Genomic DNA, 26,563 nt, shown 5'->3' with positions numbered 1-26,563 from the left:
AAACGATGGATCCCCAGCACTTTGTGTTGGGGATTTTTCGTTTTAATTGCATTTTGAAATGTCCACTCTCACATGGGGAAGATAAAGAGTCCGAACGCAGTGAGGCACAATTCCATGTGGAGTAGGGTGAGGTTATCGCGTTTATCAAACTCAGTTTGATGCGACAGACGAACGCGGAGAGCTTGCTCGAAGCTGGTCATCGCCAGACGCCTAACAAACAAAAGAGCCCTAGCTAAATGCTAGGGCTTTTTTGTTTGTCTCGTTTCCAGCGAGCACGACTTAACATGCAGCCCAAAGCTGCTGGCGCAGTGTGTGCCCCTCAGCTCGCAGCCAAGCTGCTTCGCGCTACAGCCATCTATCAAGCTGTGCTTGATGAGCAGATGTCTTTCGCCCCCATGTGAGATGGTGCTGTGGAGATATTGAGAATAGATTGACCCGCTTGTCTGGGCAGATTTATCCAGTCTCTGGAGCACAAAGACTTCACCCAACCGGTATCCTCAATAAAGGTACTCGAGGCTTAAGTAAAGAAGCCACCTGAACAAGGTGGCTTTTTTGCGTTTGGAACCTGTGAATTTTGCATTAATCCAGCTCTAGATGTCTGGCGCTGTATGGTGATGACTCACCTATCTTGCTAACCTATCATCGTTCACCTTTCCATTATTCCCTCAATTACTATTTGATGCCGCTTGGATGACAGTTACCGGACTCCCAGGAAATGAATCGATCACAGCTTGTGCTTCTTTTGGGGTTGTTTATGATCTTGGGATTGCCAGAAAAAGGAGTCAGGCATGAAGCAGACCAATTCCCAAAAGAAACTCACGGTTGAACGCTTGCTGAGAGTCGATGGCACTGAGGCTAATCTATACCGGGGGGAAGAGAACATCTTTTTCTTAGCGGATGATAAGGGTTGCCTGTTGCCGATTAAAGATAAGGAAGGAGCCACTATCTATGGCATAAATACTAAGGCTTTTGCCCATCTTGGCGGCCACTTCTACGGCGATAAGACTCATCTCTATATACGTCCTGAGCGCAGCGGTCGCTGGGGTGTCTTTCCTCTGGTCCACGGTCACTTGAGAATATTGAATGAATGGTATGCATTTGATGAGCGCTATCTTTACTCCGGGATGTTTGGCGCTCGTAGGCGTATTGAGGGGGAACTCAGGATACCTCCGGGAAAGGGATACTATGCTGTCGATAGTAAACATGCCTACATAAATTCGACCAGAATAAACAATAGCTGCGCTGCCAGTTTCATCGGCCTGGAGTGCGATTATGCCCGAGATGCGAGTCAGGTGTATTTTCGTGGCAAGGCCATTGAAGGCGCTGACCCTGATAGTTTTCTGAGCTTTAACTTCAACGAACGCACGGGATTAGGCTTCGATGCCATCGACAAATACAGGGGCTACAATCTGGGGAAGGCCGACTCGAATAGTGCGGAGATAAAAGATCTTCAACTTTTCTTCAGTCTCTATCCGGGAAGTGAACAGACATACTCCTGGCTGTTAAACAGCAAAAGCAGTACCGACGAAACGGAACTCAGCTGGCAGTTTTTGGGTGATGGTTTTGCCGTTACTGAGCAGGCGGTTTATTTCACGCTACCGCCTTTTGCCTTGGCGGGAGAAAGTCTGCAAGGAAACCATGCAGGACGACTGCAGGATAAGGACAAGTATCAATGCTTGACTGAACTGGCGCCGGGCAAGTTCCAATATTTACAGCAGGGCTATTATCTGTATGACTGCCAACTCTACTGGCGAGACCTTGAAGACAGGTACCATTTTTGTGCGTTAAAGCTCAGTAAGGTCAATGCCGCGACGTTTACTTGTATTGGTGGTGAGTATTTCACTGATGGGAGCAAAGTCATCTGTCGTGGCAAGATATTGAAAGGTGTTCAGCCAGACGTTGTACAGCTTTACTCTGAATACCTATTGAGTGACGGCCTGTCGCTCTATTATCGGGGCAAGAAATTGAGTCGTGTGATGCTGGAGAACTTTGAATACCTCGGACACCATTATTTCAGTATTGCAGGACAGCTTTATCGTCATGACCGCGAGTTGAAAAACGCCAAGTCTCAATCGGTTTACCAAAGCAATTGCCGCTTTATCTCCGCTGAGTGTCTTGCCCTGAATAATGGCAGAGTGATTTATCGTAATCTTTTGCAAAACAAACAATTGGATGGTGCAAGTTTGGTAGTTTTCAATCACTACTTTGCCAAGGATGGTAAGCATGTATATTGCATCGACTGGAATGACAGGTTTCATGTAATAGCTGAGGCTGATCCGAAAACCTTTCACGCTCCAGATTTCAGACAAGATGTTAAGCTGCAGCAAAAAGGGCATGATAAGCAACGGACTTTTGATTGGCGGCAGTTGTTACCTGAGCCCGAATATTCCTGAGCCTTTGGCTTATGTTCTGGGCTGGTTCGCTGTTTACGGCTGCTTGGTTTTGTCTAGAGAAAACCCTGGATGCCCACCACGGCTTGGCTTTGCCTGAAAAAGCTGCAATCAGAGGTGTTTGTGCCAAAAAGTCCTTTACCTTTAGGAAGGCTTTTTGCATAATGCCCCTCGTTCCACAGGGGTGTAGTTCCAATTGGTAGAACAGCGGTCTCCAAAACCGACGGTTGCGGGTTCGAGTCCTGCCACCCCTGCCACATTCCAGACGGCCTGCATAGCGATATGCGGGCCGTTTCCTTTGTGTTAGAAAAGTTGTTAGAAATGTCTAAGCTGCATTTTGAATAATGATTCACTTCTTAACACTGCCAATTGTTGGTACCACTTCTGTTCTTCTGTCGTAGACATTCACCTGTCCAACGGTCTTATGTCCGCTAAATTGCTGTTTGTCGTGAATGTTTCCATCAAAGTCTGATATACCTTTTGCCTTGATATCGTGGAACGTGAATGTGCGTTCAATGTCAGGATGAGTAACGGCGAGCTTATCCATTGCACGGCGCCAACTGCTGCGCAAACCATCAGAGGTTAATTTGCCACCACCAGTTTTGTTGATCACAAAGATGCTGGCTACACCTTCGTGCAATGATTTTGCTTCATTCATGAGTTTTTTCAGGCGCGGCGACCATGCTTTGATCTGCTTCTTGCCCGTTTTACCTTGCTGAATAAAGATCCCTTCATCCAGTATCTGTGACCACTTCAGTGAGAGAACATCAGCTTGACGTGCAGCACATAGATAACTGATTTCGCAAGCTAGCCTTAGACGAAGTTCGCAGCATTCAAGGAGTGCTTTGAATTCATGATCTGTGATGTAACGATCTCGTGACTTGTTTCTGAACTTCTTAATGCCTTTAGCTGGGTTGTGTTTGCAATGTCCACGTTCATAACCCCATCCGAATACCACGCTGCACGCTGATAGTTCATGGTTGGCTTGTGTACGGCTTGTATTGCCTCGTATATCCATGTAACGACGAATATGATGGGGTTTAATTGTATCAGGCTCCATCTCCCCAAATACCTTATTGAACATCGCAAGCTCACGTTCGCGGTCGCGTTGAGTGCGAGGTGCTAATTCTTTGAATGTTGCAGATGCCTGGTACTCGTCAGCCATGCGTTTGAATGTGTATTTGGTCAGTGATTTCTCAATAGCTGCCTCATATGCCGTCCAAACCTCTGCGCGTGTTGAAGATGCCGAGCATAAAGTAATTGTGCGCTTGCCGTTCTTCATAATGTAGCTTGTAGGCTTACCGCGAACCTTATGCAGGTATACGCCTTTTGGCATCCATGCATCTTCTGGTTTGCGTTTAGCCATTGCTTATTGCCTCAAAATTAGGAAGATTGTCATTTGCTACCACTCGATGTGTAAATGGGTAGTTTACCGCCGTCCACGTTACTACAGGCTTACCGTCACTACGTAAGTGATAATGTATTCCTTGTAACTTTAGCTGCTTGATTTGGGCGCTTGCTTTCGTATAGCCGGTTAGCTCTATTAATTGTTGCTCCGTTAGCATTTCGTTTAAAATGGTCGCCATATTAGTTATCCATAATGCTTGAGCAAAGAATTATTAATCCTTTGGCTCCAATATATTTGCGACTATTTTCTCATTCATTTTTTCAAGTGATGAACTCTCAAACTGCCCAATACGGACACATTGAGCGCTGGAGGATCCCCTCATAATTCGGGCCTCCCAGAGGTGTTAACCAGTTTAAGAAATTCACCCCAAGCCCAGCGAAAATGCGATTCTTTGATTGAGTATTCCGGACGTCGTCTCACCTCTTTGCCGAGCCTGAGCACAGATAGCACGTTTCTGTCACGTATCGTATTGGCTTGAAACCTCCGCTGCCATCCCAGATGCCTGGCTGCCAGACCGATGCACCAAAGCAGGATTTCTGCCAACAAAGCTATCAGCAACAACACATCATAACGGCGTGGACAACGACTGCGGCTTTGTCTGAGTCCCATGCCGTATTGGGGACTTTTGAGGTCGCGAAAGGTTTCTTCTATCTGCATCCGTCTGGCATAAAGTTTGACCACCTGCGTTGACGAAAACGCCTCCGTAGGCAAGTTGGTTGCCAGTAACCAAGGCTCTTTACTACCAAGACGGTAACTTTGTTGTGCCGTATGATTGCGTCCTGCTTTGGATGACCGCTTGTCGGCTCGATATTTCGGCGCAGCCTTGTACAGATGTAAATGACAGCACATAGGAGATTTTCGTCCCAGTTTTACGTAACCAATATGCCGGGCTTTCGCCGTGGCGGAGGGATAAAGCGACTTATTCGACTGCCATTGGGCATGATTGGCCAGGAGAAAGCCGACATCCCCACGGACACGGCCAAGCCAAAACCAACCATATCGTTCCACCTCCCGAAACCAGGTATTGCGGTAACCCGCATCGGTGACAATCAGTGGACAAACGTGGGACGGCAGCACTTGTGCCAACTCAGCCAGGAAGGCTTTATGGCTGCGTGGAGCATTGTAGTCGGCAAACTTGAAAGTACGTTCATACAGGGTAACCGAGCGCCCTTGCACACTGACAGAGGCCCGCAATGTCATCATCCGCAGTTGTTCACGAACATCAGACCAATCAATGAGGATTACCGGCATGGGATTAGCAGCACAGAGTAACTTTGCATGCCATTGATAAATAGCGAATTTATCAGAGTGTAGGTGCGGATTGCCGAGTAGCCTGTCTATCCGTTTGATGTTGTGCTTTGGCGCCACCGCACCAGAGATATTGCGACAAAGCTGAGTCAGTGACAACTGATTGCCATCAAGTAATGCTTCTGTAGCAACCATCAGAGAATTAAGCCGTTTTTGATGTATTTGCGGGCATTGCTTTTTGAGTAAATCGTGTAAGATATGGACATCACGCATGGTGTGGGATCTGGTAGTTTTTTGGCGAAATCAATTAGATCAATCAACACCATGCGTGTCTACTGAATTGAATAAAAAGGGAATTATCTGGGGATTCCCTAGCATTGAGCGTTATTTAGCTCAGTGCTTATCCCGCTTACTGTAAAGGTACAGACTACCTATAGTGACTATTGTAAAGAAGGCAAATAATCCCAAGATTCCCCAGAACAACGGCGTCATCCGTCATCCCTCTCGTTATCTAACATCTATCGTTTATAATAGCTTGGTCTTAAAAGGAGGGCATTATGGCAAGAACGTTAGAGCAGATTCTAGAGCAGGAGAAACCAGAGGTGGTTTTGCAAGCCAATGAGAAGGCTGCGGAAATTCTAAAGGATATGGATGAAAAGGATGAGCCGTCAGTCTCTGAGGAGCAATCCAACGGCTGACGACGAAGTGGATATAAAAACTTTCACATGTGAAAGTTTTTAGCGAGATGGGCATCCGCCTGTTGAACAACCTTGACCTTGCGCCCAGATGGAGCATAAAACAAATACCATCCCCCAAATTCAGTGGTTTGTTCCGCCAGAACATCTCCCGTTTCTGTGTCAACAAGAGCAACTCTAATTCCATCTCTCTCAAGCTGGCCCTCAACCTCACGAATTTTAGTTAACGGCAAACGTAGCTTGTTTATCCCTCCACGAACTAGCCGACCTGACTGAATGGAATCGTATCTAGGCGACAATCCAAAATCTCCAGATACTTCTATATCGTACCGTCGGTACGGAGTCAGAGAATCAATGACGGCTGGAGTTCTAACCTGACGACCATCAACACTGGCGGTAACACCTTTAACTTCCGGTTCATCTTCTTGGCAAATACCATCAGCATTAAGATCCCGACATGTGGACAACACAAGCGTGGCTTGACTTCTCTGGGGAGTTCGCTGGAATCCCGTGCGGCCAAAGCTACCACTAATTGATAAAGTAATGTTATTACCAGCACTAGGCGAATGGCTGAGCGAAGCAGATAGGGTTGCAAATTTCCAGCTCCAAAGATCAGCACGCAAGCTTTGTTGCTGGCCTTCCCATCCATGACTAAAATTGCTTGCCGTGTAGCGGTAGGTGATCCGCCCCAAGCCGAATCGTTTTGATACCTCTCCATTGAAACGTTCTATATCTCTAATACCATTAATATCTTTACTTTCGTGCTCATAAGACGCCAAAACTTGCCAACCCGCCTCCATGATGCTAGCAAGCATCCGCCCTCCAAAGATGTTGGATCTGACACCATTGGCTAAACGACTCGAATAGTATGGAGATAAAGAAATTGATGTATTCAGTGTCTCAAGGCGCGTGCTGTGATATGTGCGTAGCGTCGTTTCCTGAGTTTCATAGCCGCCGTGCGTGCGGGAAGAATACTGAATAGTTGGTTGGAACAGAGAGCGTGATGAAACACTAACAGAGCGTAATTGATAGTTGTCTAAATCACTTAATTTCCCAAAGATCGCAAGATTGTCATCCTGCCAAGAACCGCTCAGAGCGTATCCACTACTGCCATACCAAGCAGGCTCAAATGAAAAGTCATCTCTTGAATATAAAGCGGAAAAATACTGTCTTTCCTGCTCATCCTGACCAGCGAAAAGTGACAATTCATTGGTCATCCCGTAGCTCAAGCGTCCAATTAACTTGCTTTCATCAGTGGTTGGAGATTTGCCTACAGCTACTTGATAGTTTAGGCCTCCTACTGGCGCAAGCCGCCCCGAAATGGCTCTCTCGATTGTTTTAGTGTCTGTTCTGCCGTCAGGTAAAACCGCATAAAATTTATATTGATTATTACTGTAATTCAGCTCGATTTTGTAAGAGAACGGCTCGCTATCCAGAACCAGAGATTGTAAATAGGTTCCGTCACGGTAAACATCTACCCGTGTTCCAACAGGCCAATAAAGCTCAATTTGGTCATTAGAAAATGATCCAGTGGCAAGGCTACTTTCATTCGTGAGTGAGAAACCATCCAGCCCGTAACGCTGAACACGACCGACTTCAATCTCTTTGACGTTGCTGTTCTCCTCGTCGTGCCACTGACTGGAGAAATATGATTCTTGCCCTCCTAGTCCAGCTCTAATATCTACATCGAGGTTTCCGACGCGGCCTGTTCCCGTGATGTTACCTGCAATATCACCTTTGCTTTGATAGGTGAGAAAGTAGTCAAAGGATTTGACATCCAGATTGGATACATTTGGTTCAATTGTAACCTCTGGTTTGACCTTTCTGGCTTTGGCTACGTTGTTACGCGGGTAAAAGTAGATGGTTTGTTCTGACCAAACAATTTTTGCATGACCAAGGTTGTTTAGCCTTTCCAAAGGAAGTTGCTCTTTTGTGTTTACACCAGCAGCATGCCATAGCCCTGGCTCAGCCGTGGCGCTATCTACTTCTCGAGAAACAAGGTATTCCCCCTTGTTTTGTCCGTTCACGACAAACTTCATCAAGTAGTCATCCGCACGTGTTGGTGAGGCTGTGAGTGTGAAAGCTGCGGCCAACAATACCGTGGGCACAAAAACTTTCACATGTGAAAGTTTTTTCTTCATCGGGACACCTCCCTAACCGGGAGTCTCAGCGTGATTCTTGAGTGAACGCCTTGTTTTTCTTCGTTTTGTACGGCATAGGAAAATGCCATCCAGCTATCGTACGGCAGCTCCCCCACCTGCCGGACTTTTATCACCTGCCGCTCACCAGGTAGTAGCCTAGCCCGGCGAGGGAAAACCTGAAGGCCCTCAGGTGGTGTAATGCGAACAACTATCGGATTGTCCTGCAAGTTGGAGACTGGAATCTCGACAGTGGAAGCTGGCGAAATCTGGATTTCATGCTGGCGCAACTGAAGGGCTTGAGCCGGGACGGCCAGCACTGTGATCAGGAAAAAAGGAATAAGGAATCTCATGGAACCTCCAAAATGCTAGGGACTGACTTTGGCCAGTCCCTACACGGGTGATTACTGGTAGTCGATTTGCAGATCGACCGTTCCAGAGAAGATCCCTTCCTCCCAGGCACTGAGCTGCATGAATCCGCTGCTTGCAGTTGCCGGCTGGCGGTATGACCAGGCGATATAGAGCTCACCGGTGGCAGAAGTAGTTGCCGCAAGCGGTGCCGCGTTCACTCCGACACTTGTGGCGGTTTGTGAAATCGCATCCGCACAGTCAATAGAAGAGGTGCGGACATCAATTTTGGGCGTGCCACTGAAGGTGAGAGTGGCTCCTCTAGGCGCAGTCGGGTTTGACAGGTTAGTGATGGTAATTCCGACCGATTTATCCATATCTCCAGCGACTTTTAAGCAACCGGGCTGTACAGTGTCTTCCGGATTTTGCGCCAAATAAGTCGCCCAACTTTTTAAAGAGAACCCGCCTGTTGGGGCGGCTCCCGGCAGGCGTTCCAAGGTCATTGTGTATGGTTGAATCTCAACAACAGAGAGAGCTGGCGGGGTTGCCGAAATTTGAGCAGTCCCGGTGCCTGTACCAGCATAAGCGGCGGATGAAAGAGTAATAAATGCTGCGAGGGCGGCGTACTTAAATGATTTCATTTCTAGTATCTCCATGTGAATATAAAATGCGTTTTTCGCATGGGGAATTTTGAAGGTGATTACTTGATATTTTGGTACGTCAAAGTGCCCAATTTGGACAAAATGGAAAAGGATTAGGGTTACGATAATTACGGTATTATCGTAATTATGATAATTACAGTAATTGAAATTTGTTCTGACGTAACAAGCTTAACTAAATGAAATGATTGGCTAATTTTTTAGAGTTGTTGACAACTCCCTCCGTCTTGCTATTATTTAGATAGGTAGCTGGCCTTTAAACAGCATATTATTTTAGCTGAGCTCAACTCAGCCCATTCAAATAGCCTATTCACAATTTGTGATTAGGACACCAAGTAAGGCATGGGGTCTCGCTTGTTCATTGTTTTAAACTTTGAACAGGGGGCTTTATGCGTTCCAATATCTTTAAACCACTACCGTTCCTGCCAGATAACCATCACCTTAATCGATGGGCGTTTGGCTATTATCTTGTAAAAAAAGGGTTTTCTACTTGCATTGTCATGGAAGAAACATCTTTTACTTACAAGCAAATCAGAAAAATAAGAGAAGATTTAGCCATTAAGGAGCATCGCCGAGCTAGTTACGGGCAGGATATTCTGTCAAAGGAAGATTGGATAAAGTACTCGGCGGCAATTAATGTTTATGTTGAACTTCGTGAAAAAATGCCTCATGTAGAAGCTGTTATAAAAGCATTTGAGTGGTTAAAAAGTGGAAAAAACTTTGATATATCTGGCTTTTACAAAGCCTGTAAGGAAACAAAAGGTGGCGAGGCTTTTTTTGTTGAGTGTGTGCATTGTAAAAGTGAAGTATTCAGCGGTCCTGGGCTGAGAGATAAAGTTGTTAGCAAATTCTGCCCTACCTGTGGAAAGAGTAATTGGGAGCATCCAAAAACAGATCATCGTCTTGGACATATTGCTACCTGTCCTAAACCTGGTGACCAACAACCGTTGTTTTGAGGAGATTTGTTATGTACACACAAATTACAAAAATTGAAATGGTAATTGCTGGCTTACTAATCGCAAGTTTGTTCGGAGTGGACATAGTTCGAATCGCCAGCAAGATATTTACCTCCATCTTAATAGCAAGTTTTTAAACTGGTGAGGTAGCTGGCCTCCCTAAAAAAACAGCATATTAATTGATTTGGTAAGCGAAAACTTTCACATGTGAAAGTTCCACTGCGAGTTCATGGTTAGCATGAGCGGCCCTGTAGGTTCTGACCTACGTGGTTAAAGCGTATCGCCATAACCCCCCGTTAATCAGGCGCGAATGGGGCGGAGTGCTATCAACAGCCGCGAGCGCAGTGCCTCAACTTTTTATTCGTTGAGGTTTGTTATGAACGTACAAATTCACCCTTCTTATTTCCGCAAGATTGTTTCGTCGGAACCATTTTCATTGATGCTCGATGTGGCCGCTGCAAGCGGCTCAATAACCCATAAGGCCTATGTGTGCCTAGCCATTGCACATTTCACCAAACTGCATCCAACCGCTATAAATCCAGCAGTAGAAGCTGAAATTAATCGTCGTTTTGTTATGAGCCCCGTCTGCGTCGCTGGAGGGGATAAATGAACAGTTTTTTAAACTCAGCGGATCTAGCTAGAGCGATCGACGGCCCACGCATCGCGATACCACGTGCATCAATTCAAGCGCTTGGGCTGGAAGCGGCTGCATTTTTACAGCAGGCTTCATTTCTGAGCAGCCTCAAGGCAGAAGCGGGTGGGTGGTTTGACCTACCTGCCGAGGGAGAGCCTGATCCTGAGGCTACCAACATTTTCGCAGAACTTGGGAGCTGGCAAGCCTGCCTTGGAATTCAGAGAGATGCCCTACGAAAAATTCGCCGTAAGCTGTGTGATATGCAAATTCTAGAAGAAAAACGTTCAGGTGTGCCAGCAAGACTTCATTACCGTGTAAATCATGATGCGTATATACAGTTTCTTGCTGACTGCGGTCAGAAAATCCAGACTGCGAAAAGTCGCAAACTGGACGCCGAATATCCGCAAACTAGTTTGCACGGTTGTCGCACACAAGAATGCGAGGTTTCAGCAAACTATTCCAAAGAGATCCCAGAGAGCAACAAAGATATTAATAATACCCACGCTCAGACGCGTTTTGATTTTGTTGATGCTCTTGTATCTCGGGGAGTAGATCCGGTCCACGCCCGAGAGTGGCAAGCAATCCGCAAGAAAAAACGCGCGACTCTCACAAAGGACGCTGTGCTGCTGGTAGAGCGGGAGGCGGCGAAAGTTGGTATCTGCCTAGGCGACGCGATTGAAACGTGTGTTCTGAGGGGGTGGGCTGGCCTGAAGGCAGATTGGCTGACTCCCAGTAACCGAAGCCCTCAAAATCGTTCGCTTATTGAAGACCTGAACGATACAAGCTGGGCGCAAGGAGGTTGGTAATGGCAGCAAGAAACATCGCCAAGATCATTTCCTTGGATAGTCATGCCCGGACCGTCAGGTTTGGGCAAAATGAGGAGATTGTTAAACGTCCTCGCAAAGAACATCAGCCACATCCTGACCGCCTCCAAGAGGCGGCAGGCATCATCAACAAGCTTTTCGCTGAACTCCAAGCTTGTTTCCCTGCATGGAAGCATAGCTTTCCAGGTCAGCACGACATTGCCGCCGCGAAACGATCATGGGCACGAGGATTGGTAGAAGCTGGTATCAGTTCTGAACAACAGCTCCAGTGGGGACTAAGGAAGGCTCGGCAAGCAGAATCACCATTCTGGCCTTCACTTGGACAATTCGTTAAATGGTGTCAGCCAGATCCGGCGGAATTCGGTTTGCCTACACCTGAAGCCGCGTTCAAAGAAGCGTCTAGAAACTCCCATCCGGCGTCGGCTGACTGCAAGTGGACACATCCAGCTGTGTACGTCGCCGCGCGGGAGGCAGGAAAGTTCGAGCTTGCCAATCTTCCTCGCGATAAAAGCTGGCCACTTTTCGAGCGAGCGTACTCTATCACTGTACGCCGAGTCTTGGAGGGGGAGGATCTCAGCGGAGAAATTCCGAAAGCCCTACCCCAAAAACCGGAAGCGCGTTCGGTCAATCCAAAGGTAGCGCAGCAGCACATTGAACGGTTGAAAAGGATGCTGAAGGGCGGCCAGTAAGCCGTCCTTAAATGAAAATTGGACAATTTCGAGTTAGAGCTGATGTTCAAAATTCAATCCTTCGCATTAGAAAAAGCAATGTTCGAATCAACCGCAATTGCTAATGATATTTCATTTTATTGCTTAAATCTGTTCCATTCTGACAACTGCAACGTTGGCTATTCCAAGTCCTTTCAGAGTGTTACGGTGTACTTCCTCATCATCAGGGTCATAAAATGTCGCAACCCATTTAGCATCAGATCTGACTGATTGTCTCAACTTCAGGAAGTAGGGTAAATCTACTTCAGCTAATGAGTGACCGAGAACATATACTTCATCAATATTGCCGAGCCTTGCAAAGAAGTCTTCATTGTTTTTTATGATCTGATCTGTGCCCTTGAAAGTGGCTGAGAAATACTGATTGATAGCATTCTTACCAAGCTCGAATGAGTAGTCATATTGATCAGATTGATAATCTATCCAACGCTCTAAGTCTTCATCACTCAATCCTGATGGTGGTTCAGCAGGCTTCTCTTTGAAATTTTCAGGATCAACACCATGACCGAGAGTTAGCTCATCAACATGTGTATTGGCTTTTCCGTGAATAAATAATATGTTCTCATCGGGGACTGCGTAGTATTGAGAAAGTGTATCTGTGTAGTTGAATGTGAGGTAGATAGCATCCCTATCAATATTTACTGAACGGCTATGATCAAACATAGGAAACTGCACAGCCAAAATGAACTCTTTGAATGCTTTATACAGTTCAGTGGTTAGAAGGTCCAGTATTCTCTCCATTTCAATTAAAAGCGTGTATCGGTCTCGGTCTTTAAAGTCATCTGAGGAATAGTTTGGCATTGCATCCATGTTTGCTTCTAAAACAGAATCTTTATCAAGCAGTGACATACTCGTTTCAAATTCAGACCATAAAGGGTCTGACATTGTTGTTGGAAAATCTGGGTCTAAGTCAGAAAACCCGTAATAGTCGAGCAATAGTTCATAAGTTTCCCAGTAGTTATTTTTGAGATAAAGCCCAAAAGATGTATACCTAGTGTCAAGGCCATGATGAACATCAAAGCCATTACCTATTACATATAGCTTCATGTCATTCACCGTTGATATCTAGTTCTTTGAAGCTAATGACTTCGGAGTCATTATCAGTCAGCTCAAAATATGTATCTTGGAAGTAAAATTCTTCAATGTATGCGTTAGCTTTTAATCCATCGGTATAGGCAAGTGTTATGTGGGCAGTGTATGTTTCTTTGTGTTTTACTGTTGACTCATTACTCAAGACGAATACATATTGCTTGTCTTCAGGGTCCCAAGGTGAACGGTCATAATCTGAGAATCGATAATCTGCCGTAACAACCACCTCAAATTCTACTTCGTATTCAGCCCACTCGGCATCGACATTCTGTAAGTTTTTCTTCCCAACATTCACCGAGTTGATTTCTATAGAATTGATAGTCTCATCGAAAGGATCTGCGTTTTCATAGTTGAACTCGCCATCTTCGAGAGCTTGCAGGGCATCCGCTTTGATTTGTTCTAGGAGTTGTTCGAATATTTCATCAGCAAATTTGGCTGGTTCTTCGTACGCTTTGTCGCTTCGAACAATCAAGTCAATTAGGTCATCGACATTTTCAAGATGAATGAAGTTATCTTCTTTCTCACAGAATGATTTCATATCGCCGTCGTCACTAACGATATAGGCTGAATATCCTCTAGCCAAGCTCACCTGTTTAATAGCTTCTAGCGCAAATGCATCAGGAAACTCGTGCTTTTTTGATTCTTTGCCAAAAGGAGGAAGGTTGTTGAAGTAAGCATCAAATACAACTTGAGGTTTAACAGTGCTTACATCAATTGTTTCGACGTAGCCGTTTTCGACGAAATCATCAAATTTTTCACTGATAACAGCATAAATATCATCACCTTTAATCTTGGTGAAGATGCCATGACAATCAAGGTCGGGGGTGTTTCTTAGGAACATCGCATCTCTTTGCATCTTCTTTATCATAGAAGCTGCTTCTTCAGATTTGTGTTTGAGATGGGAGTCGATCTCTTTCCTTGTCACATCAGTAATGAGCAAGTGGATTTTCTCATCCTCAATTAGTTCTTGAAGACGACCAAGAGCGTGTTGCCCAAATTGATAGTTTTTCTTTTCAAAAGCGCTTGTATCGATAAAAACTAGCCTTGTCTGTAATTCCATAATCAATACCTTGAACACATGGTGTAAATTGTCATCAAATAAATTGATAAAATAATCGAATGGTTAACTAACTAATGGCATATTGATTCATTACAAATATTCGTGCAAGTAATGAGTTAGCCATGTGTGAGGCGTTGTTGATCAAATCAGAGCCGGAGCCGCTCGTCCCCAAAGGGCTGGCTGCCCTTAGCCGACCTGACGAACAGGCATGCCGAGGCCCAGCATCTTGTTCATCACCTTTACCCCGGCCAAAGCCTCTGCCACTTGGCCGTTGTAGTCGCGCAGACTCAGCTTTGGGCTGATGAGCTGCTTGTGTCGCGACATGGCCGTTTCCGCTTTTGAGCGTTGGTGATAACCGCTTTCCCTTTTCCACTCGGCCAGTTGCCCGGCTTTCAGCGCAGCAACGGCCAGGTGCAGTTTGCGCCAGACACGGCGCTTTTCCTTGCTGTATTTGCGCTGCTTCCACTCGCCTTCGCCATAGAGCTTGAGCCCGGTGGCGTCGATAACAAGGTGGGCAACGGGGCCCTTGCTGGGCAGACGGTAACGGATATCCACCGTCTTGGCGCGCTTGCTGATGCAGCTGTAGCTAGGGGAGGTCTGTGGCAGTGCCATCAACTGGAATAAGGAATTGATAAAGCCTTCCAAGGCCCGCAGCGGCAGACCGAACAGGCCCTTAAGCATCAGCGCGGTTTCGATGGCGGTGTCGCTGTACTTGAAACCACGGCCCGGCCGCCGTGGTGGTGCTGGCAATCCCAATGACGGATAGCGGCGTCATCCATCCAGAAGATCAGCGAACCTCGGCTGACTAGGGCCCGGTTGTAGACTGCCCAATTGGTGATGTTGTGCTTGGCCTTGCCCATCTGCGCTTCTCCTCCGATACGTCGGGTGATCAGATCACGGCAAGACAGAATGGTTCAACGCATTTGGGAAACAACGCCCCCGATATCTGTGATCTGAAGATTAAATCTCTCTCCCCTGAGGCTTGTGTGCATTCCTTAAGCCCAATCTATTGTAAAAACAAATCTGCATTCGTTGTTTATCTCAATAGTCATCGAAACACCACCAATAGGTGGCTTTTCGATGACTCTGAGGGACTGAGACGGCCTAAACCCTACTGAATACCACCAAAACACCACCAATAGGTTGCTTTTCGATGACGACCAAGGAAGGTTGTGGCTGCGCTACATCAGAAAGCGATCAACAGGTGGTTTTTGGATGATACCGGCCTATTTTTACCTAGCTTCTTATTTGTCCAAATTGGGCAGTTTGGCGTGCCAACAATGACTCCCCTCTAAGTAAAAATAATCCTGATTTTAATCAATCAGGAGATAAACCAATGAAATTGATCACTTTAACTACTGCGCTCGTCGCTGTCGGTATGCTGGCTGGTTGTACAACCAAAAGCATTGATTCAATCACGATGCACCACTACTTCCTTAATGCCCGCGACCTGTTCGTTATTGACGAAAAAAACGGAAATGTGTCATGCATCGTGTCTCACGATACTGGCAACTCGGATCAATTTAAGAAAGATCTTGGTGAGATTCGGGAGACCATTTACAAGTATCAGTGTGACTCCATAGTGATTCATGGCCGGTATCTTAATCCTGAAGTTAAATTTCAATGGGATAATCGAGGTAAGAGACCTGTTTGCTCAGTAACATTAAAAGCTAAAAATGAAGGTAAACATGGTTTATGGCCAGATGAACCAGCAGCCATCAGTCGGTCTTATGAATCAATGGCGGAGCTCAATTTACCAAACTGTGATTCCATTGATATCCGATGGCAGGAGGCTAAGTGATGCGTAATCAATTTAGTCTTAGCAACCCTTATACCTGCCTGCATTGCTGCGGTAGCAGCTATCTAAAAATATTAGAGATCGCTGCTGAATCTAGTACCGCCGTTGATGCAATCAATACCATAGCTTCTCAGTTGGCACTTTTGGCAGCAGAGCAACGCGAATATTCTACCAGAAAACTAGCGGAACTATTTTCTTCAATCACCCCGAGCTTAGCGCTCGGGGACCCCATCTCACAGCAAGAAAAAGCCGTGCTTCACCCGGATTTTTCTCCACACCCCACTCACCGCGAGTGGTCTGTCTCATCCGGCGCAGTAGCGCCTTCTGAGGGGACTCCCGGCGCCTCTGCACATGCAGAGTTGCATAGGAGTCACACGCAAGAGAATCAGGGATAAGGGGGACTACAATGGGAGTTTCTAAGGCGTACCGCGTACAAATATATCCACCTAGACAAGTACATATTTTGTTGAAGGAACTAGCTAAAGAATCAGGGCAAACGGTTAGTAAAACGGCGGTGTCTTTGATTGAGCAGGCATTAAATAATGACTCAACACTGCACGAAATCAGAAATGTACAAGTGGATCAGAAGGAGATTTATCAGCAGCTAATTAACCTGCTGTCGATCAACGTAGCAACCACCGATTTTCTGCTCAAAAAGACCTGCTCTGAGGATGAAATGGCTGAGGCTAAACAGGTCATTTCAGCCCGCACAAATGCTTTGCGAGAGTATTTCATTGGAGGTGCTGAAAATGGCAACGATTAGAAAAGGTCGAGTCGGTGACTTTGTTCGTGGTGCGGATACATGGCTTCATAGCCAGCAGATGTTGTTATTCAGCGGAATTTGGATCTTTCTGCCTGGTGTTTTGTTGGCGATTGTCGGTGGCCTGTTATACATCGGAATAGACGCCGATGAATGTGTCTTGCAAAACGCCAGTACATATCTTTGGGCACAATTGAAGGCACTAGTACAACCATTTTCAAGCGTGACTATAGGAACCTGTGTTGCCCTAGATGGACGCGACTCTCTGCCATCCTCTGTGGTGATAAATGAACCACTATTCCAGGAAGCTGCTGTTAAGCTTCTCAAATCCTTTGGATTGGCTTTCATTTCGCTCTTTGTATTGTACTTGCCTATTGGTGTTTATCTTGTTGTTAGGGCCGTTAAAAGAGGTAAGGAAATCAAAGAAGACAAATATATTCGAGGTGCGAAACTTGTTTCAGCCGAAAAATTGAAAGGAGAAATCGTAGAAAAGCATGGTGTTTCTGATTTAACCCTCGGCGATTTCCCTTTACCCACAGGATTTTCAAAAAAGCATACCTTGATTAGTGGCACCACCGGGGCCGGTAAATCTACTGCACTAACTCATTTGCTTAAAGCTATTCGTGCTCGTGGAGACCGAGCCGTGGTATATGACAAGAAAGGCGAGTTCGTAGAGATGTTCTACCGGGACAGAGTTGATCACATACTCAATCCGGCAGATAGCCGCTCACACCAATGGACTCCATGGGAAGAAATGGCCTCACCATTCGATGCAGACTGGATAGCTGAGACACTTTTACCTAGTTCTAATAGTAATAGCGGTTCTGAGAAATTCTTTACATCCGCTGCCAGAGCCGTTGTTTCAGCCGCACTTCAGAATTTATATCTAGATGGACCGAAGTCATTGCTTTCACTTCTTCGGGCGACAGCGTGGAATGACCTTGAGTTACTCAAAGAACTGGTTGCAGGCACTCCAGCAGCGACATATTTCAATGAAGATAACGAGCGAACTCTCGAAAGTATCCGTTCAACCATCGTAGATGGTGTTCGTCCACTTCGCCTGTTGAAAGAAGAGAATAAAAAAGGATTCTTCTCAATAAGAGATTGGATAGCAGAAGGCGATGAACCTAATGCCGATGATAGTTGGTTGTTCTTACCAGTACGAGAATCTGAAATAGAAATACAGAAACCTCTCATCTCGACCTGGATACAAGCTGCGGCCAAAGGGTTGATGGCGCGTGGGGTTAATAACGAACGGACTCTTTGGATTGTTGTCGATGAGCTACCAAGCCTCAAAAAAATTCCTGCTCTTTCAATGTTGATGGCCGAAGGGCGGGGCTTCGGTGCGGCTGTTGTTTTGGGTATTCAGGAAATAAACCAGCTAGAGGAAGAGTTCGGGAAAAACACCTCTAAAACCATACTTGGCTTATGCTCCACGCAGCTTCATTTCCGTTTGAATAATGCCGACACTGCGGAATGGGTCTCCAAGGTACTTGGTGAAGCTGAGCGTGAGGAAGTTGATGAAGACTTAAACTACTCCGCCGATGACATTCGAGACGGCGTTCGGGTCAGTTCTAAACGTCAAAACCGAAAAGTTGTGCTTCCCAGTGAAATCATGGACCTGCCTGATTTGTCTTGTTTTGCCAAAATTTGGGGTGCGGAGAGTAAAGCCCGTATTGATATTCCTTTCTTGAGGCTTCCGAAGATCGCTGACGGTTTTATTCAAGGTGATGAGAATGAAACGGTTGGTATGCGCCTGCTCAATGCCGCACGAGCCTTAAAAATGGAAGCTGATGTTGGCTATGTTCCGAAAGAGCTTTCCGATGAGCGGGACGTTGATGAGTCTAAAAGGCCAATACCAAGCCCAAGTGACTTAGAGCAGGAACTAAATTCAGTATTGGGAACGGTTGGAATGGATGATGATTTGGTATTTGGCCTGCTTGGGAAAGGAGGCAAAAAATCATGATGTCTGCGTCTTCTATTAAAAGTGCCGGAGCTGCCGGTCATTACTTTGAGCATGATGACTACTATGTAGACGGGCTATCTCCTTCCGCATGGGTAGGCTCTGGAGCTGAGGCTCTCAGTCTTGTTGGTGAGGTGGAGCGGGAAACTTTTAAATCACTTCTGGATGGGCGGCTCCCAGACGGTCAACAGGTTGGCACTTTTCGTGACGGCGAGTGGAAACACCAACCAGGGACCGACCTCACTTTTTCAGCACCTAAGAGTGTTTCTATTCTGGCAGAGGTAGCAGGCGACAAACGGCTTCTCCAAGCCCATGATCGGGCTGTCCAAGCGGTACTTCAATATATAGAGAGCGAATATATTGTCACAAGGAATCGCAACCGTACTAAGGATACCGTTGAATACGAGAAAACAGGTTCGCTGGTCGCAGCCACTTTCAAACACACAACCAGTCGTGCCCTTGATCCTCAGCTTCACACACACTGCGTGGTAATGAACTTAACACAGCGAAATGACGGCCAGTGGCGCTCAACGGAGAATAAACCAATCTTCATTGACCAAAAGCACCTTGGTCTGGTCTACCGTCAATTTCTCGCTCAAGAGGTTGGTTCACTGGGCTTTCGACTAGAGAACCAGGGTAAAGATGGGACCTGGGAGATTGCTGGGGTAAGTAAAGATACTGTACGTGAACTGTCGAAACGATCAGAGGCAATCGGAGATGCGCTAGAGGCTAGGGGAAAGACTCGTGAAACGGCCACGGCTGGGGAAAAGGAGACCGCCACGCTCGACACGCGGGATCGAAAAGTCGCTGCTGAGCGTGGTGAACTTCTGAATCGCTGGCATGCAGAATTGGGCGAAGAGAAGCTGACAGAATTGGAAGGGGTCATTGCTCAGTCTCGGGAAAATATCCCATCCCTGGAGCTGCAATCCGAGGCGATTTTGGCGCGGGTTCAATTAGCCAACGAAGCCGTCATGTGGGCGACTGAGCACCTTGGAGAGCGTGATACATCTTGGACGCACCACGATCTAGTCAAAGAGGCTAGCCGTTATGCCGGATCGCGAGTACTACTTTCTGATGTTAACAATGCGATTGATGCCGCAATTGGCAGTGGTCAGCTCATAGATAAGTCGGTTAGAACCTTTGATCAGGTCAGCAAGCAAGAGATTGATGTGCGGGGATATACGTCGAAAGCGGCCATCGCCATCGAGGATGAGGTGATCAAGGAGGAATACCTTGGCCGCGACCGAGTTCAGGCATTGTGCAGCCGGGAACAGGCGGCTGCGGCCATTTCTAATGCCGAGGAGAAAGCCAACGAATTGGGGTACGAGTGGAACGCTGACCAACGGAGAGCTACCGAGGGCATTCTGCTCACAGAGAATCGGATCGTTGGAGTGCAAGGGTTCGCAGGTACGGCTAAAACTACCTCCGTCCTACGAACTGTAGCTGAGACCGCGAGGGATATGGGGTATGAGGTTAGGGGGCTTACCCCTACGAATTCTGCTGGTCAGAGTTTGATTGATGGTGCTGAAATTCAGTCTGGAACAATTCAGTCTTTTCTGGCACAAAACCGCAACGAGTGGGTTCAAGAACGGAAAACTCATACCCAGATCGATAAAATTGATAAGCGGTTAGAGCAAATCGAAAAAGCCCTCTCCAATCCATATGTTGATGAAAAGACTGGGGTTCGGATTCCCGAGAATTCGCCACTCTATCAGAAACGACTCGACGAACTCCAATATGAAAGATCAGAGTTACAGGGAGAACGTGACGGTCTTGGAAAAATGTTGGAAAAAACTCCTCAACTTTGGATTGTGGATGAGTCCAGCATGGTAGGAACCAAGCTAATGCGAGACCTCTTGCAACGTGCGGGGCAATCGGGGGCTCGTGTCGTATTGACCGGTGATGTTCGCCAGCTTGCTTCAGTAGAGGCTGGTGCTGCTTTTCGTCAGCTTCAGGCTCATGGAATGGAAACATATCGACTAGAAGAAATCGTTCGGCAGACGAACCGAGGAACAAGGGATGCGGTATACCTCTCCCTAATGAAAAGGGCCTCTAATGCTCTAAGTCGGTTACAGGAGAGTGGCAGCACGATAAAAGAATTGGTCGCGCATAAGAAAAGTGGAAAAATTGACCATGAGAAAAGCGGTGAAGTCCGCAGACAAGAGCTTGTGAAGGACTACATGGCTCTTGCGCCGGATGAACGAGCCAAAAGTATTATCCTTGAGCCGAGCCGCGAGGGCCGTCGTCGCACGAATGAATTAGTTCGTGAGGCCCTAAAAAAAGAAGGTGCTCTAGGCGAAGAGCTGCCTACTAACCAGCTATCACCAGTCGATGCAACCGAAGCTGAACGGCGCGTGGTGACGTCGTATCAAAATGGGCAAATCGTTCGATTTGCGCGTAGCTTCAAACGTGAGGGCATCAAGCAGGGCCTCTATTATCAGGTCGTTGGTCGAGAGAATCACGATCTCTTACTGAAGAAGTTGGGGGGGAATGAGCAGGCTGAGCTGATTCGCTTTTCTCCAGAGAACTATGCGGCCAAGAACATCCAGTTGTTCGAACTCACTGAAAGTGGCTTGGCCGTTGGTGAGAAGATCGTGTGGCGTGATAATGATAAGCCGACTGGACGATTGAACAACGACACAGCCACAGTTGAGAAGATAGAAGGCACGAACGTAACCTTCAGACTTTCAAATGGTAAAACTGGTGAGTTTGACATGTCCAAGCTGGCTAATTCCCATTGGGATCACGGTTACGCCATGACTGTTCACGCTGCCCAAGGTAAGACAGCCCAGAACGTGTTTGTGCATGCCGAAACCAACCGAGAAGCTTTATTGAACACCGAACAGTTCTACGTGCAGATATCGAGAGCAAAGGACCGCGTGTATCTATACACCGATTCAAAGGAAGGGCTTGTCCGAGCTGTGGAGCAGCGTTCAGGTCAAAAACAGACGGCTAAGGAAAGCCGTTACCAGTCTCTGGAACCGCTGGATCACTTGATTGATAAGCTGTGGCAACAACCAGAGTCAGGACGCTTGTCAACGCAGACAACTGGTCGATCTCAGGCTAAAGATATATCAAGAGGCAACAGTGAACGTAGTCTAACAAGATAATTGCAGTCTATTGTCCCAAAAGGGCAGTTTGGCGTACTGGCTGTACTGCCCTTTTATTAAAAAATGGAATGGATACAGAACAAAAGGGAGATCTAAAAGTGAAAGTTCTTTTTACGTCAATCGCTGTAATGACTGCACTGGCAGGTTGCTCCGCGACCATGCCTAACATCGCTGGCAAGACTAAGACAGATACGTCGGTCCAAAAAATTGAAAAAATAGATCCGGACATACAAGCGGCACTAGCCGACATGAAACTCGTTGGATTCAGGCAGGAAGACTTCGGCAATGAGGAGGCATTCAACTCGGCAGCTAAGATGGTGGCAAATTTAGGTGCCGAGTGGCAAACCTTCAATTCTTGGACCGAGGCGTTGCTAGAGCCTGGTTATCAATCAGCAGCCCTGGAGCGCATTCGTACAACCAACGATGAGCGACGCCAAAAAGAAAGGAAGGTGAATTTTTCAAAAGTAGATCGCTATTCCGATGAAGCAGATAAGGCCATGAAGTACGGATTCCATGATTGCTTCAATAATTCTGGTCAAATGTTCTCAGTAGACGATTTCATCAGCCATTATGCGCTTATCAACGTTGCCTCTTTCAAAAGCACGGTTGAGCTTTATGAGCGTTGTCTAATCAATGGAGGTAGTGAGTGTACGGAGAACGGTCAGGAACTGAGCTTGGATAAATTCTTGGTGAACCACAATGCAGCCGCTCTACAAGCGCGTAAGGATCTAGCCTTTAATGAATACTACGAATACTGTGCAGTGCGGACTCCAGTTTCATCTGTTCAATACACTATCTCGTCTCATGATAATGATGTGATGGGCAGCCTTATTGCGGCAGCGGCGTCGAGAGTTGGTTGGGATAGTGCGCTTAAAATGTCTCGTGATGTGTTAAACATGCAATCCAGATCTGGAGCAATGAATATGATTGCTGCCAACTTCTACAATTATCAACGAACTGGATACTTTGATGCGTTTGATATCAGACCGTTCGCAATTGGGCGCTCCAGTGTCATATCCGTAATGCACGTGGGTGGTATGTGTGCAGCGTTTGGTACAGGTAGTAGCAGCCAGGATAGTGACATTGAGATTGATGAGCTCGCTATCGCGCTGGGAGCTAAACCTCGTCAAGCGGATGGTGGTTATCACTGCTTGAAATGGACAGATGGGAACTGGAAACGTGTTGCTGATTACATTGCTGGCGAAAGCGAGAGCCTTCGCGGGTTTATGTCGGTGTACTCTCCTGCATTCAACAGCTATCAGGTGCCTTATTGGAGCTATCCCGGTCCGTACCAGCACGACTCAATTATTCAGACTCAACTCCAGAAAAAAGGAAGTGGTATTGCAAGTTACAAAGAAAAAGTCATGGAGCGGGAAACCTGCTCCACATATGCGGCAGGCCATTCTGGACTCGCAACTTGGTCTTATCCTGCCTGTGATTACCTAGAAAAGGCAAGCGAGTCAATGAAGGCCAAAGAAAAAATGATGCAAGCGGCAGGTCGGTTTGATGCCTACATATGTAGCAGGTCTGAGGCTGTGAATGGTTATGGAAAACCGGATCTGTCACGTTGTCCCACAGTCTTTTCTCGCGAACAGATAGAAGCTGGCGAACACAAACGCTAGATCATCGAATTCAACTTCTTCACTCATTCTTTTAGGGGCTCAGGCCCCTTTCTTTTTTGTCCAAATTGGGCAGTTTGGCGTGCCATCTAAAGCTTGCTCACCTGAGAAAATATTAGCTCAAAGAGAGTAAAGATAAATGAGGACACTATGGCGGCAGAGATTCAAGTTAACGGATTAGTACTTCCAATAAATGACGCTCACATTCATCAAAGACGAGGTGTAACCGCTGCAAGAGCAGCGTCTGGTGAACCTCTTCATTTCACGGTATTAAAGTGCCTCGATGGTCGATACACAAAAACATATTGTGGACTTGCCAGAGTCGATAACACCGATGACTTTTTGAAGATCATGGAGTGGGGAGATCACTTCGAACCTATTGCTTCTTGGTATCAAAGGGGGACTCAATGATTATCAGTATTTTCAGAAAGATTTTCAGAAGAGAGCCCACCCCTGATCTGTACTCTCAACTGTCCAGTCTTGTGGATGAAATGCGGACTTATCAGGCTGATATCGAGCGCTTACATGCAGACATAGAGGCGTCAGCTAGCCACTTTGAACACATTACCGAGCCCAATAATTTCATTAGCGCAGAGTGGGTTAATGGAAACCTACATGTAAAACATCGTCATTAAGAGGTAATTGGAGTGGAATTGAACGAAAAAGCGAAAGTTGCGGCGCTCTATCAAGAACTTAGCAAAGCTGATGTCTCTGACCCTAACAAGTTGGTTGGGCAGCTTGAATCGGCGGCTAAGTCAATTGTGCAAAGTATGAATAGTCATCCTATTAAAAATGAGCAGATTAAAACTAGCGTTTTTGATCATGCTCACATGAATGAGCAGTATCGACAGCTATCAGAGCAGCAGATGAAAATTGTTGATTCTGTCCAGTTGCTAATAAAGCAAGTTGAAAGCATGGGGCTCGATAAACCAACCCAAGATAACTGGCTTTCTAAAACGCTTTCTAACTATCAAAGAGGTTATCTGGAGAACGATATTTTCACTGAAGCAGCGGGAGCCATGGTGTGGATGGCTGCAAAGGCTATCCAGAAAATCTTTTTTGAGCCAGATAATGCTAAGCAACAACAAGCTGCCCAGGAACTAAAAAAAGATATTGGGAAAATGACAAAAGCCCTTGGTGTTGAGTTATCCCGCCTTCAACTAGAGGTAAAAACAGAACAGCTGCATGGACTGATGTCAGATGCAATAAGCAATGCCAAACGGTTGGAGCAAAGCGGTCAACAGAAGGAGGCTGATAAGCTGATAGTTAGTACCTATAACAAGCTATCTCACTCTGCCAAGAAAGAGTACAGCCAATATCAACCTCGCCCAGAACATCAAAAATCTATATCCCAGGCTCAATCGAGAGAAAAAGAACGCCAAGTTGCATCGTCAATTCAGCACCAACAACACAGTGAAAAAAGAATCGACCGCGACAAAAAACAGTCAATTGGTCGTTGAGAATTACATTCAAATAAATGAGGAAACTGAAATGAAAAAAGCAATCTTAGCAGTGGCTACCGCATCTATGCTCTCTTTGGCTGGGTGTGCGACAAAGCCTGGAATTAACGACGCGTCACTTATGGTTTTTAGGTTCCCAGCAAGAGGTGACACTATTGATGTTACTTACAAGATTGAGCATGGAAAAGACTGTCTCATTACCATGTCGCTCGGTCCTCAAAGTGATGAACAGAAATATATGGCTGCTCTTGATATGGAATCTCGACGTTGCCTGGAGGATGTGACAGGAGAGAGCCAAGTGGGATTACATCTGGACCTCTCTGATGTTCGTTACAATAACCCCGTGGTAGTTCATTACCAGACAGGACCAAGCCCTATAGAGGAATTAGTAGCGCTTAAGCCGGATGAGGCAAAATAAGAACTACCCCAAATTTTAATATTTTTAAAAAAAGGCAGGTTTACCTGCCTTTTTGCCATATATAGTGGTTTAAAATCAACCATACTTTGGTGTATGTTAATGAGGCTAAAAGTCATCTTGTGAAGTATTGGCTATTCAATGGTTTTAGTGAATTGTATTACTAACAGTGTGGCTTTAGGTTCTATCAATTTTTATTTTATTCGATAAAATCAGATTTTTAATTAAAACGGTTATCTTGGAGGGTTGATGTATTTTTATAATGTTAGTAAAGAGAAGATAAGTAACGATAAATTTGTTCTAAGTCATTTTGGTTCCAGCCCAGATGTCTCGGCTGATAGAATTGATAGTATGTTTGCACATCAAAACTCATATATGATCAAAGGTGGACAAGTAAATATTATTGACATAAATGGAATTTTAATTGAAAAAAAATCAATTCCTGAATTTACGAAACTTTTCAGTGAATTTGCAAAGAAATTTTACATCTATGAGTATCAAGTGAAAACCGAGCGATCATTGAGATTACTTGACTTATGGGAGGATGATCCGATTGGGAGTGCCGGACCTGAAGTCGTTGACACAAAAAATATATCACCATCAGAGTTAAACGAAGTTTATAAATTGTTCGAACCATTTAATGGTTTGATATATATAGATCACGTAGAATTCTATATAAGAGAATCTTTGGTGAATATCAGTGGGATAAAAAGGAAGAGAGAGATAAATCGGATTTTTTCAAGTAAGTTGAAAGAGCGAAAAAATAGATCGATTGCAATAGGTGAGGATTTTTCATTTAAATCAAACACTGAGTTAGTATGGCAAGATTTGACCTTTAAACTAAAAGATTGGGCTATTAGTCGGGGCTACGATTCATTTGTGTACAAAAATGCTAAAGAAGGTAATGGGGCCGATACATATATAACGCTATTTCCGGATCAAGGTTCTTGTACTGGAAAAGTCTTTAAATTCTGTGAGCATAAATATTTGGCAGAAATGCCATCACTTATCGATAAGCTTTATCGTCAACAAAATTCGCATTGTATTCTGACAAAGCTAATGTGGGGTAAGCAAGATCCTATGCGTTATTGGATAGTTGATTAACTATATAATACGATTTTTTTGATCAAGCTGGAGTAATGAAAATCGCTTGGTGTTCACAGCGGAAAAGAATTTAGCCCAAATCTAATCTGACAACGGCACCCAAAAATCGGGTAACTGTCAGATCAGGTCTGAGCTAGTACAGCTAACCTGCCTTTTTTAT

The 26,563-nt window shown here is 45.7% G+C and carries 22 protein-coding genes, 1 tRNA gene and 1 pseudogene; 16 read left to right on the top strand and 8 right to left on the bottom strand.

What is annotated here, in order from left to right; genetic code table 11:
• Positions 1-788 precede the first annotated feature (788 nt).
• Entirely contained in the window at positions 789-2,393 is a 1,605-nt protein-coding gene (locus HCX89_RS22265) for a DKNYY domain-containing protein (RefSeq protein ID WP_144218983.1), read from the top strand.
• A 177-nt stretch (positions 2,394-2,570) separates the two neighbouring features.
• Positions 2,571-2,647, top strand: a tRNA-Trp gene (locus tag HCX89_RS22260).
• A 92-nt stretch (positions 2,648-2,739) separates the two neighbouring features.
• Here the strand turns inward: HCX89_RS22260 and HCX89_RS22255 are convergent.
• From HCX89_RS22255 to HCX89_RS22245, 3 genes are all read right to left on the bottom strand, one after another.
• Positions 2,740-3,756, bottom strand: a complete 1,017-nt coding sequence (locus HCX89_RS22255; protein WP_144220302.1) for a tyrosine-type recombinase/integrase — start codon at positions 3,754-3,756, stop codon at positions 2,740-2,742.
• Positions 3,749-3,976 carry a DUF4224 domain-containing protein gene (locus HCX89_RS22250; RefSeq protein WP_039036185.1) on the bottom strand — a complete coding sequence of 76 codons (228 nt, stop codon included), beginning with the start codon at positions 3,974-3,976 and terminating at the stop codon, positions 3,749-3,751. The genes HCX89_RS22255 and HCX89_RS22250 overlap by 8 nt, the downstream gene beginning before the upstream one ends.
• 140 nt (positions 3,977-4,116) lie before the next feature.
• Positions 4,117-5,319, bottom strand: a complete 1,203-nt coding sequence (locus tag HCX89_RS22245) for an IS4 family transposase (RefSeq protein WP_167717498.1) — start codon at positions 5,317-5,319, stop codon at positions 4,117-4,119.
• A 284-nt stretch (positions 5,320-5,603) separates the two neighbouring features.
• On the opposite strand from HCX89_RS22245, the gene HCX89_RS22240 reads away from it, so the two are divergent.
• The gene (locus HCX89_RS22240) at positions 5,604-5,744 is read left to right on the top strand and encodes a hypothetical protein (RefSeq protein WP_167717497.1); all 141 of its coding nucleotides are present in this window, start codon (positions 5,604-5,606) and stop codon (positions 5,742-5,744) included.
• A 23-nt stretch (positions 5,745-5,767) separates the two neighbouring features.
• On the opposite strand, the gene HCX89_RS22235 is transcribed toward HCX89_RS22240, so the two are convergent.
• Complete coding sequence (locus HCX89_RS22235; protein WP_167717496.1) at positions 5,768-7,882, bottom strand: hypothetical protein; 2,115 nt, start codon at positions 7,880-7,882, stop codon at positions 5,768-5,770.
• A 401-nt stretch (positions 7,883-8,283) separates the two neighbouring features.
• The gene (locus HCX89_RS22230) at positions 8,284-8,868 is read right to left on the bottom strand and encodes a hypothetical protein (RefSeq protein WP_167717495.1); all 585 of its coding nucleotides are present in this window, start codon (positions 8,866-8,868) and stop codon (positions 8,284-8,286) included.
• 407 nt (positions 8,869-9,275) lie between these two features.
• Between HCX89_RS22230 and HCX89_RS22225 the strand changes: the two genes are divergently transcribed.
• From HCX89_RS22225 to HCX89_RS22210, 4 genes are all read left to right on the top strand, one after another.
• A complete protein-coding gene (locus tag HCX89_RS22225; protein ID WP_167717493.1) occupies positions 9,276-9,842 on the top strand; it encodes a hypothetical protein in 567 nt (188 codons plus the stop codon).
• 376 nt (positions 9,843-10,218) lie between these two features.
• A complete protein-coding gene (locus HCX89_RS22220) occupies positions 10,219-10,452 on the top strand; it encodes a hypothetical protein (protein WP_072036831.1) in 234 nt (77 codons plus the stop codon).
• Complete coding sequence (locus tag HCX89_RS22215) at positions 10,449-11,282, top strand: hypothetical protein (RefSeq protein WP_144222268.1); 834 nt, start codon at positions 10,449-10,451, stop codon at positions 11,280-11,282. Before HCX89_RS22220 ends, HCX89_RS22215 begins: the two co-directional genes overlap by 4 nt.
• Positions 11,282-11,989 (top strand): replication protein P, encoded by a 708-nt coding sequence (locus HCX89_RS22210; RefSeq protein WP_174840218.1) that lies wholly within the window; start codon positions 11,282-11,284, stop codon positions 11,987-11,989. The genes HCX89_RS22215 and HCX89_RS22210 overlap by 1 nt, the downstream gene beginning before the upstream one ends.
• 123 nt (positions 11,990-12,112) lie before the next feature.
• On the opposite strand, the gene HCX89_RS22205 is transcribed toward HCX89_RS22210, so the two are convergent.
• The 3 genes and pseudogenes from HCX89_RS22205 to HCX89_RS22195 all read right to left on the bottom strand — a co-directional run bounded on the left by HCX89_RS22205 (position 12,113) and on the right by HCX89_RS22195 (position 15,034).
• A complete protein-coding gene (locus HCX89_RS22205; RefSeq protein ID WP_167717489.1) occupies positions 12,113-13,072 on the bottom strand; it encodes a bacteriophage abortive infection AbiH family protein in 960 nt (319 codons plus the stop codon).
• 1 nt (position 13,073) lies between these two features.
• The gene (locus HCX89_RS22200) at positions 13,074-14,174 is read right to left on the bottom strand and encodes a PIN domain-containing protein (RefSeq protein WP_167717487.1); all 1,101 of its coding nucleotides are present in this window, start codon (positions 14,172-14,174) and stop codon (positions 13,074-13,076) included.
• Positions 14,175-14,360: 186 nt separating this feature from the next.
• Positions 14,361-15,034 (bottom strand): annotated as a pseudogene (locus HCX89_RS22195) (IS5 family transposase).
• Positions 15,035-15,510: 476 nt separating this feature from the next.
• On the opposite strand from HCX89_RS22195, the gene HCX89_RS22190 reads away from it, so the two are divergent.
• The 9 genes from HCX89_RS22190 to HCX89_RS22140 all read left to right on the top strand — a co-directional run bounded on the left by HCX89_RS22190 (position 15,511) and on the right by HCX89_RS22140 (position 26,403).
• Entirely contained in the window at positions 15,511-15,975 is a 465-nt protein-coding gene (locus HCX89_RS22190; protein ID WP_039036071.1) for a hypothetical protein, read from the top strand.
• The gene (locus HCX89_RS22185; RefSeq protein ID WP_039036070.1) at positions 15,975-16,367 is read left to right on the top strand and encodes a hypothetical protein; all 393 of its coding nucleotides are present in this window, start codon (positions 15,975-15,977) and stop codon (positions 16,365-16,367) included. The genes HCX89_RS22190 and HCX89_RS22185 overlap by 1 nt, the downstream gene beginning before the upstream one ends.
• Positions 16,368-16,378: 11 nt before the next feature.
• A complete protein-coding gene (locus HCX89_RS22180; RefSeq protein WP_010377289.1) occupies positions 16,379-16,735 on the top strand; it encodes a hypothetical protein in 357 nt (118 codons plus the stop codon).
• Positions 16,722-18,698, top strand: a complete 1,977-nt coding sequence (locus HCX89_RS22175) for a type IV secretion system DNA-binding domain-containing protein (RefSeq protein ID WP_167717485.1) — start codon at positions 16,722-16,724, stop codon at positions 18,696-18,698. The genes HCX89_RS22180 and HCX89_RS22175 overlap by 14 nt, the downstream gene beginning before the upstream one ends.
• The gene (mobF, locus tag HCX89_RS22170; RefSeq protein WP_167717483.1) at positions 18,695-21,805 is read left to right on the top strand and encodes a MobF family relaxase; all 3,111 of its coding nucleotides are present in this window, start codon (positions 18,695-18,697) and stop codon (positions 21,803-21,805) included. Before HCX89_RS22175 ends, mobF begins: the two co-directional genes overlap by 4 nt.
• Positions 21,806-21,873: 68 nt before the next feature.
• Entirely contained in the window at positions 21,874-23,427 is a 1,554-nt protein-coding gene (locus HCX89_RS22165; protein ID WP_254428414.1) for a hypothetical protein, read from the top strand.
• 644 nt (positions 23,428-24,071) lie between these two features.
• On the top strand, positions 24,072-24,884 hold the full coding sequence (locus tag HCX89_RS22150; RefSeq protein ID WP_167717479.1) for a hypothetical protein: 813 nt from the start codon (positions 24,072-24,074) through the stop codon (positions 24,882-24,884).
• Positions 24,885-24,915: 31 nt separating this feature from the next.
• Positions 24,916-25,302 (top strand): hypothetical protein, encoded by a 387-nt coding sequence (locus HCX89_RS22145; RefSeq protein ID WP_167717475.1) that lies wholly within the window; start codon positions 24,916-24,918, stop codon positions 25,300-25,302.
• A gap of 246 nt (positions 25,303-25,548) precedes the next feature.
• Entirely contained in the window at positions 25,549-26,403 is an 855-nt protein-coding gene (locus tag HCX89_RS22140; RefSeq protein WP_167717477.1) for a hypothetical protein, read from the top strand.
• Positions 26,404-26,563 lie beyond the last annotated feature (160 nt).

Origin of the sequence: Shewanella sp. Iso12, assembly GCF_012030025.1 — a bacterium.
Classification (GTDB): domain Bacteria; phylum Pseudomonadota; class Gammaproteobacteria; order Enterobacterales; family Shewanellaceae; genus Shewanella; species Shewanella algae.
Note: the sequence above shows the minus strand (reverse complement) of the source record. Positions and strands in the feature narration are given on the sequence as shown.

Coding starts and splice junctions, on each gene's coding strand:
- HCX89_RS22215 (WP_144222268.1), top strand. CDS start 10,449: ATGAACAGTTTTTTAAACTCAGCGGATCTAGCTAGAGCGATCGACGGC.
- HCX89_RS22245 (WP_167717498.1), bottom strand. CDS start 5,319: ATGCGTGATGTCCATATCTTACACGATTTACTCAAAAAGCAATGCCCG.
- HCX89_RS22250 (WP_039036185.1), bottom strand. CDS start 3,976: ATGGCGACCATTTTAAACGAAATGCTAACGGAGCAACAATTAATAGAG.
- HCX89_RS22180 (WP_010377289.1), top strand. CDS start 16,379: ATGGGAGTTTCTAAGGCGTACCGCGTACAAATATATCCACCTAGACAA.
- HCX89_RS22235 (WP_167717496.1), bottom strand. CDS start 7,882: ATGAAGAAAAAACTTTCACATGTGAAAGTTTTTGTGCCCACGGTATTG.
- HCX89_RS22200 (WP_167717487.1), bottom strand. CDS start 14,174: ATGGAATTACAGACAAGGCTAGTTTTTATCGATACAAGCGCTTTTGAA.
- HCX89_RS22145 (WP_167717475.1), top strand. CDS start 24,916: ATGAAAAAAGCAATCTTAGCAGTGGCTACCGCATCTATGCTCTCTTTG.
- HCX89_RS22210 (WP_174840218.1), top strand. CDS start 11,282: ATGGCAGCAAGAAACATCGCCAAGATCATTTCCTTGGATAGTCATGCC.
- HCX89_RS22165 (WP_254428414.1), top strand. CDS start 21,874: ATGGATACAGAACAAAAGGGAGATCTAAAAGTGAAAGTTCTTTTTACG.
- HCX89_RS22240 (WP_167717497.1), top strand. CDS start 5,604: ATGGCAAGAACGTTAGAGCAGATTCTAGAGCAGGAGAAACCAGAGGTG.
- HCX89_RS22175 (WP_167717485.1), top strand. CDS start 16,722: ATGGCAACGATTAGAAAAGGTCGAGTCGGTGACTTTGTTCGTGGTGCG.
- HCX89_RS22220 (WP_072036831.1), top strand. CDS start 10,219: ATGAACGTACAAATTCACCCTTCTTATTTCCGCAAGATTGTTTCGTCG.
- HCX89_RS22205 (WP_167717489.1), bottom strand. CDS start 13,072: ATGAAGCTATATGTAATAGGTAATGGCTTTGATGTTCATCATGGCCTT.
- HCX89_RS22190 (WP_039036071.1), top strand. CDS start 15,511: ATGAAATTGATCACTTTAACTACTGCGCTCGTCGCTGTCGGTATGCTG.
- HCX89_RS22140 (WP_167717477.1), top strand. CDS start 25,549: ATGTATTTTTATAATGTTAGTAAAGAGAAGATAAGTAACGATAAATTT.
- HCX89_RS22225 (WP_167717493.1), top strand. CDS start 9,276: ATGCGTTCCAATATCTTTAAACCACTACCGTTCCTGCCAGATAACCAT.
- HCX89_RS22255 (WP_144220302.1), bottom strand. CDS start 3,756: ATGGCTAAACGCAAACCAGAAGATGCATGGATGCCAAAAGGCGTATAC.
- HCX89_RS22230 (WP_167717495.1), bottom strand. CDS start 8,868: ATGAAATCATTTAAGTACGCCGCCCTCGCAGCATTTATTACTCTTTCA.
- mobF (WP_167717483.1), top strand. CDS start 18,695: ATGATGTCTGCGTCTTCTATTAAAAGTGCCGGAGCTGCCGGTCATTAC.
- HCX89_RS22185 (WP_039036070.1), top strand. CDS start 15,975: ATGCGTAATCAATTTAGTCTTAGCAACCCTTATACCTGCCTGCATTGC.
- HCX89_RS22265 (WP_144218983.1), top strand. CDS start 789: ATGAAGCAGACCAATTCCCAAAAGAAACTCACGGTTGAACGCTTGCTG.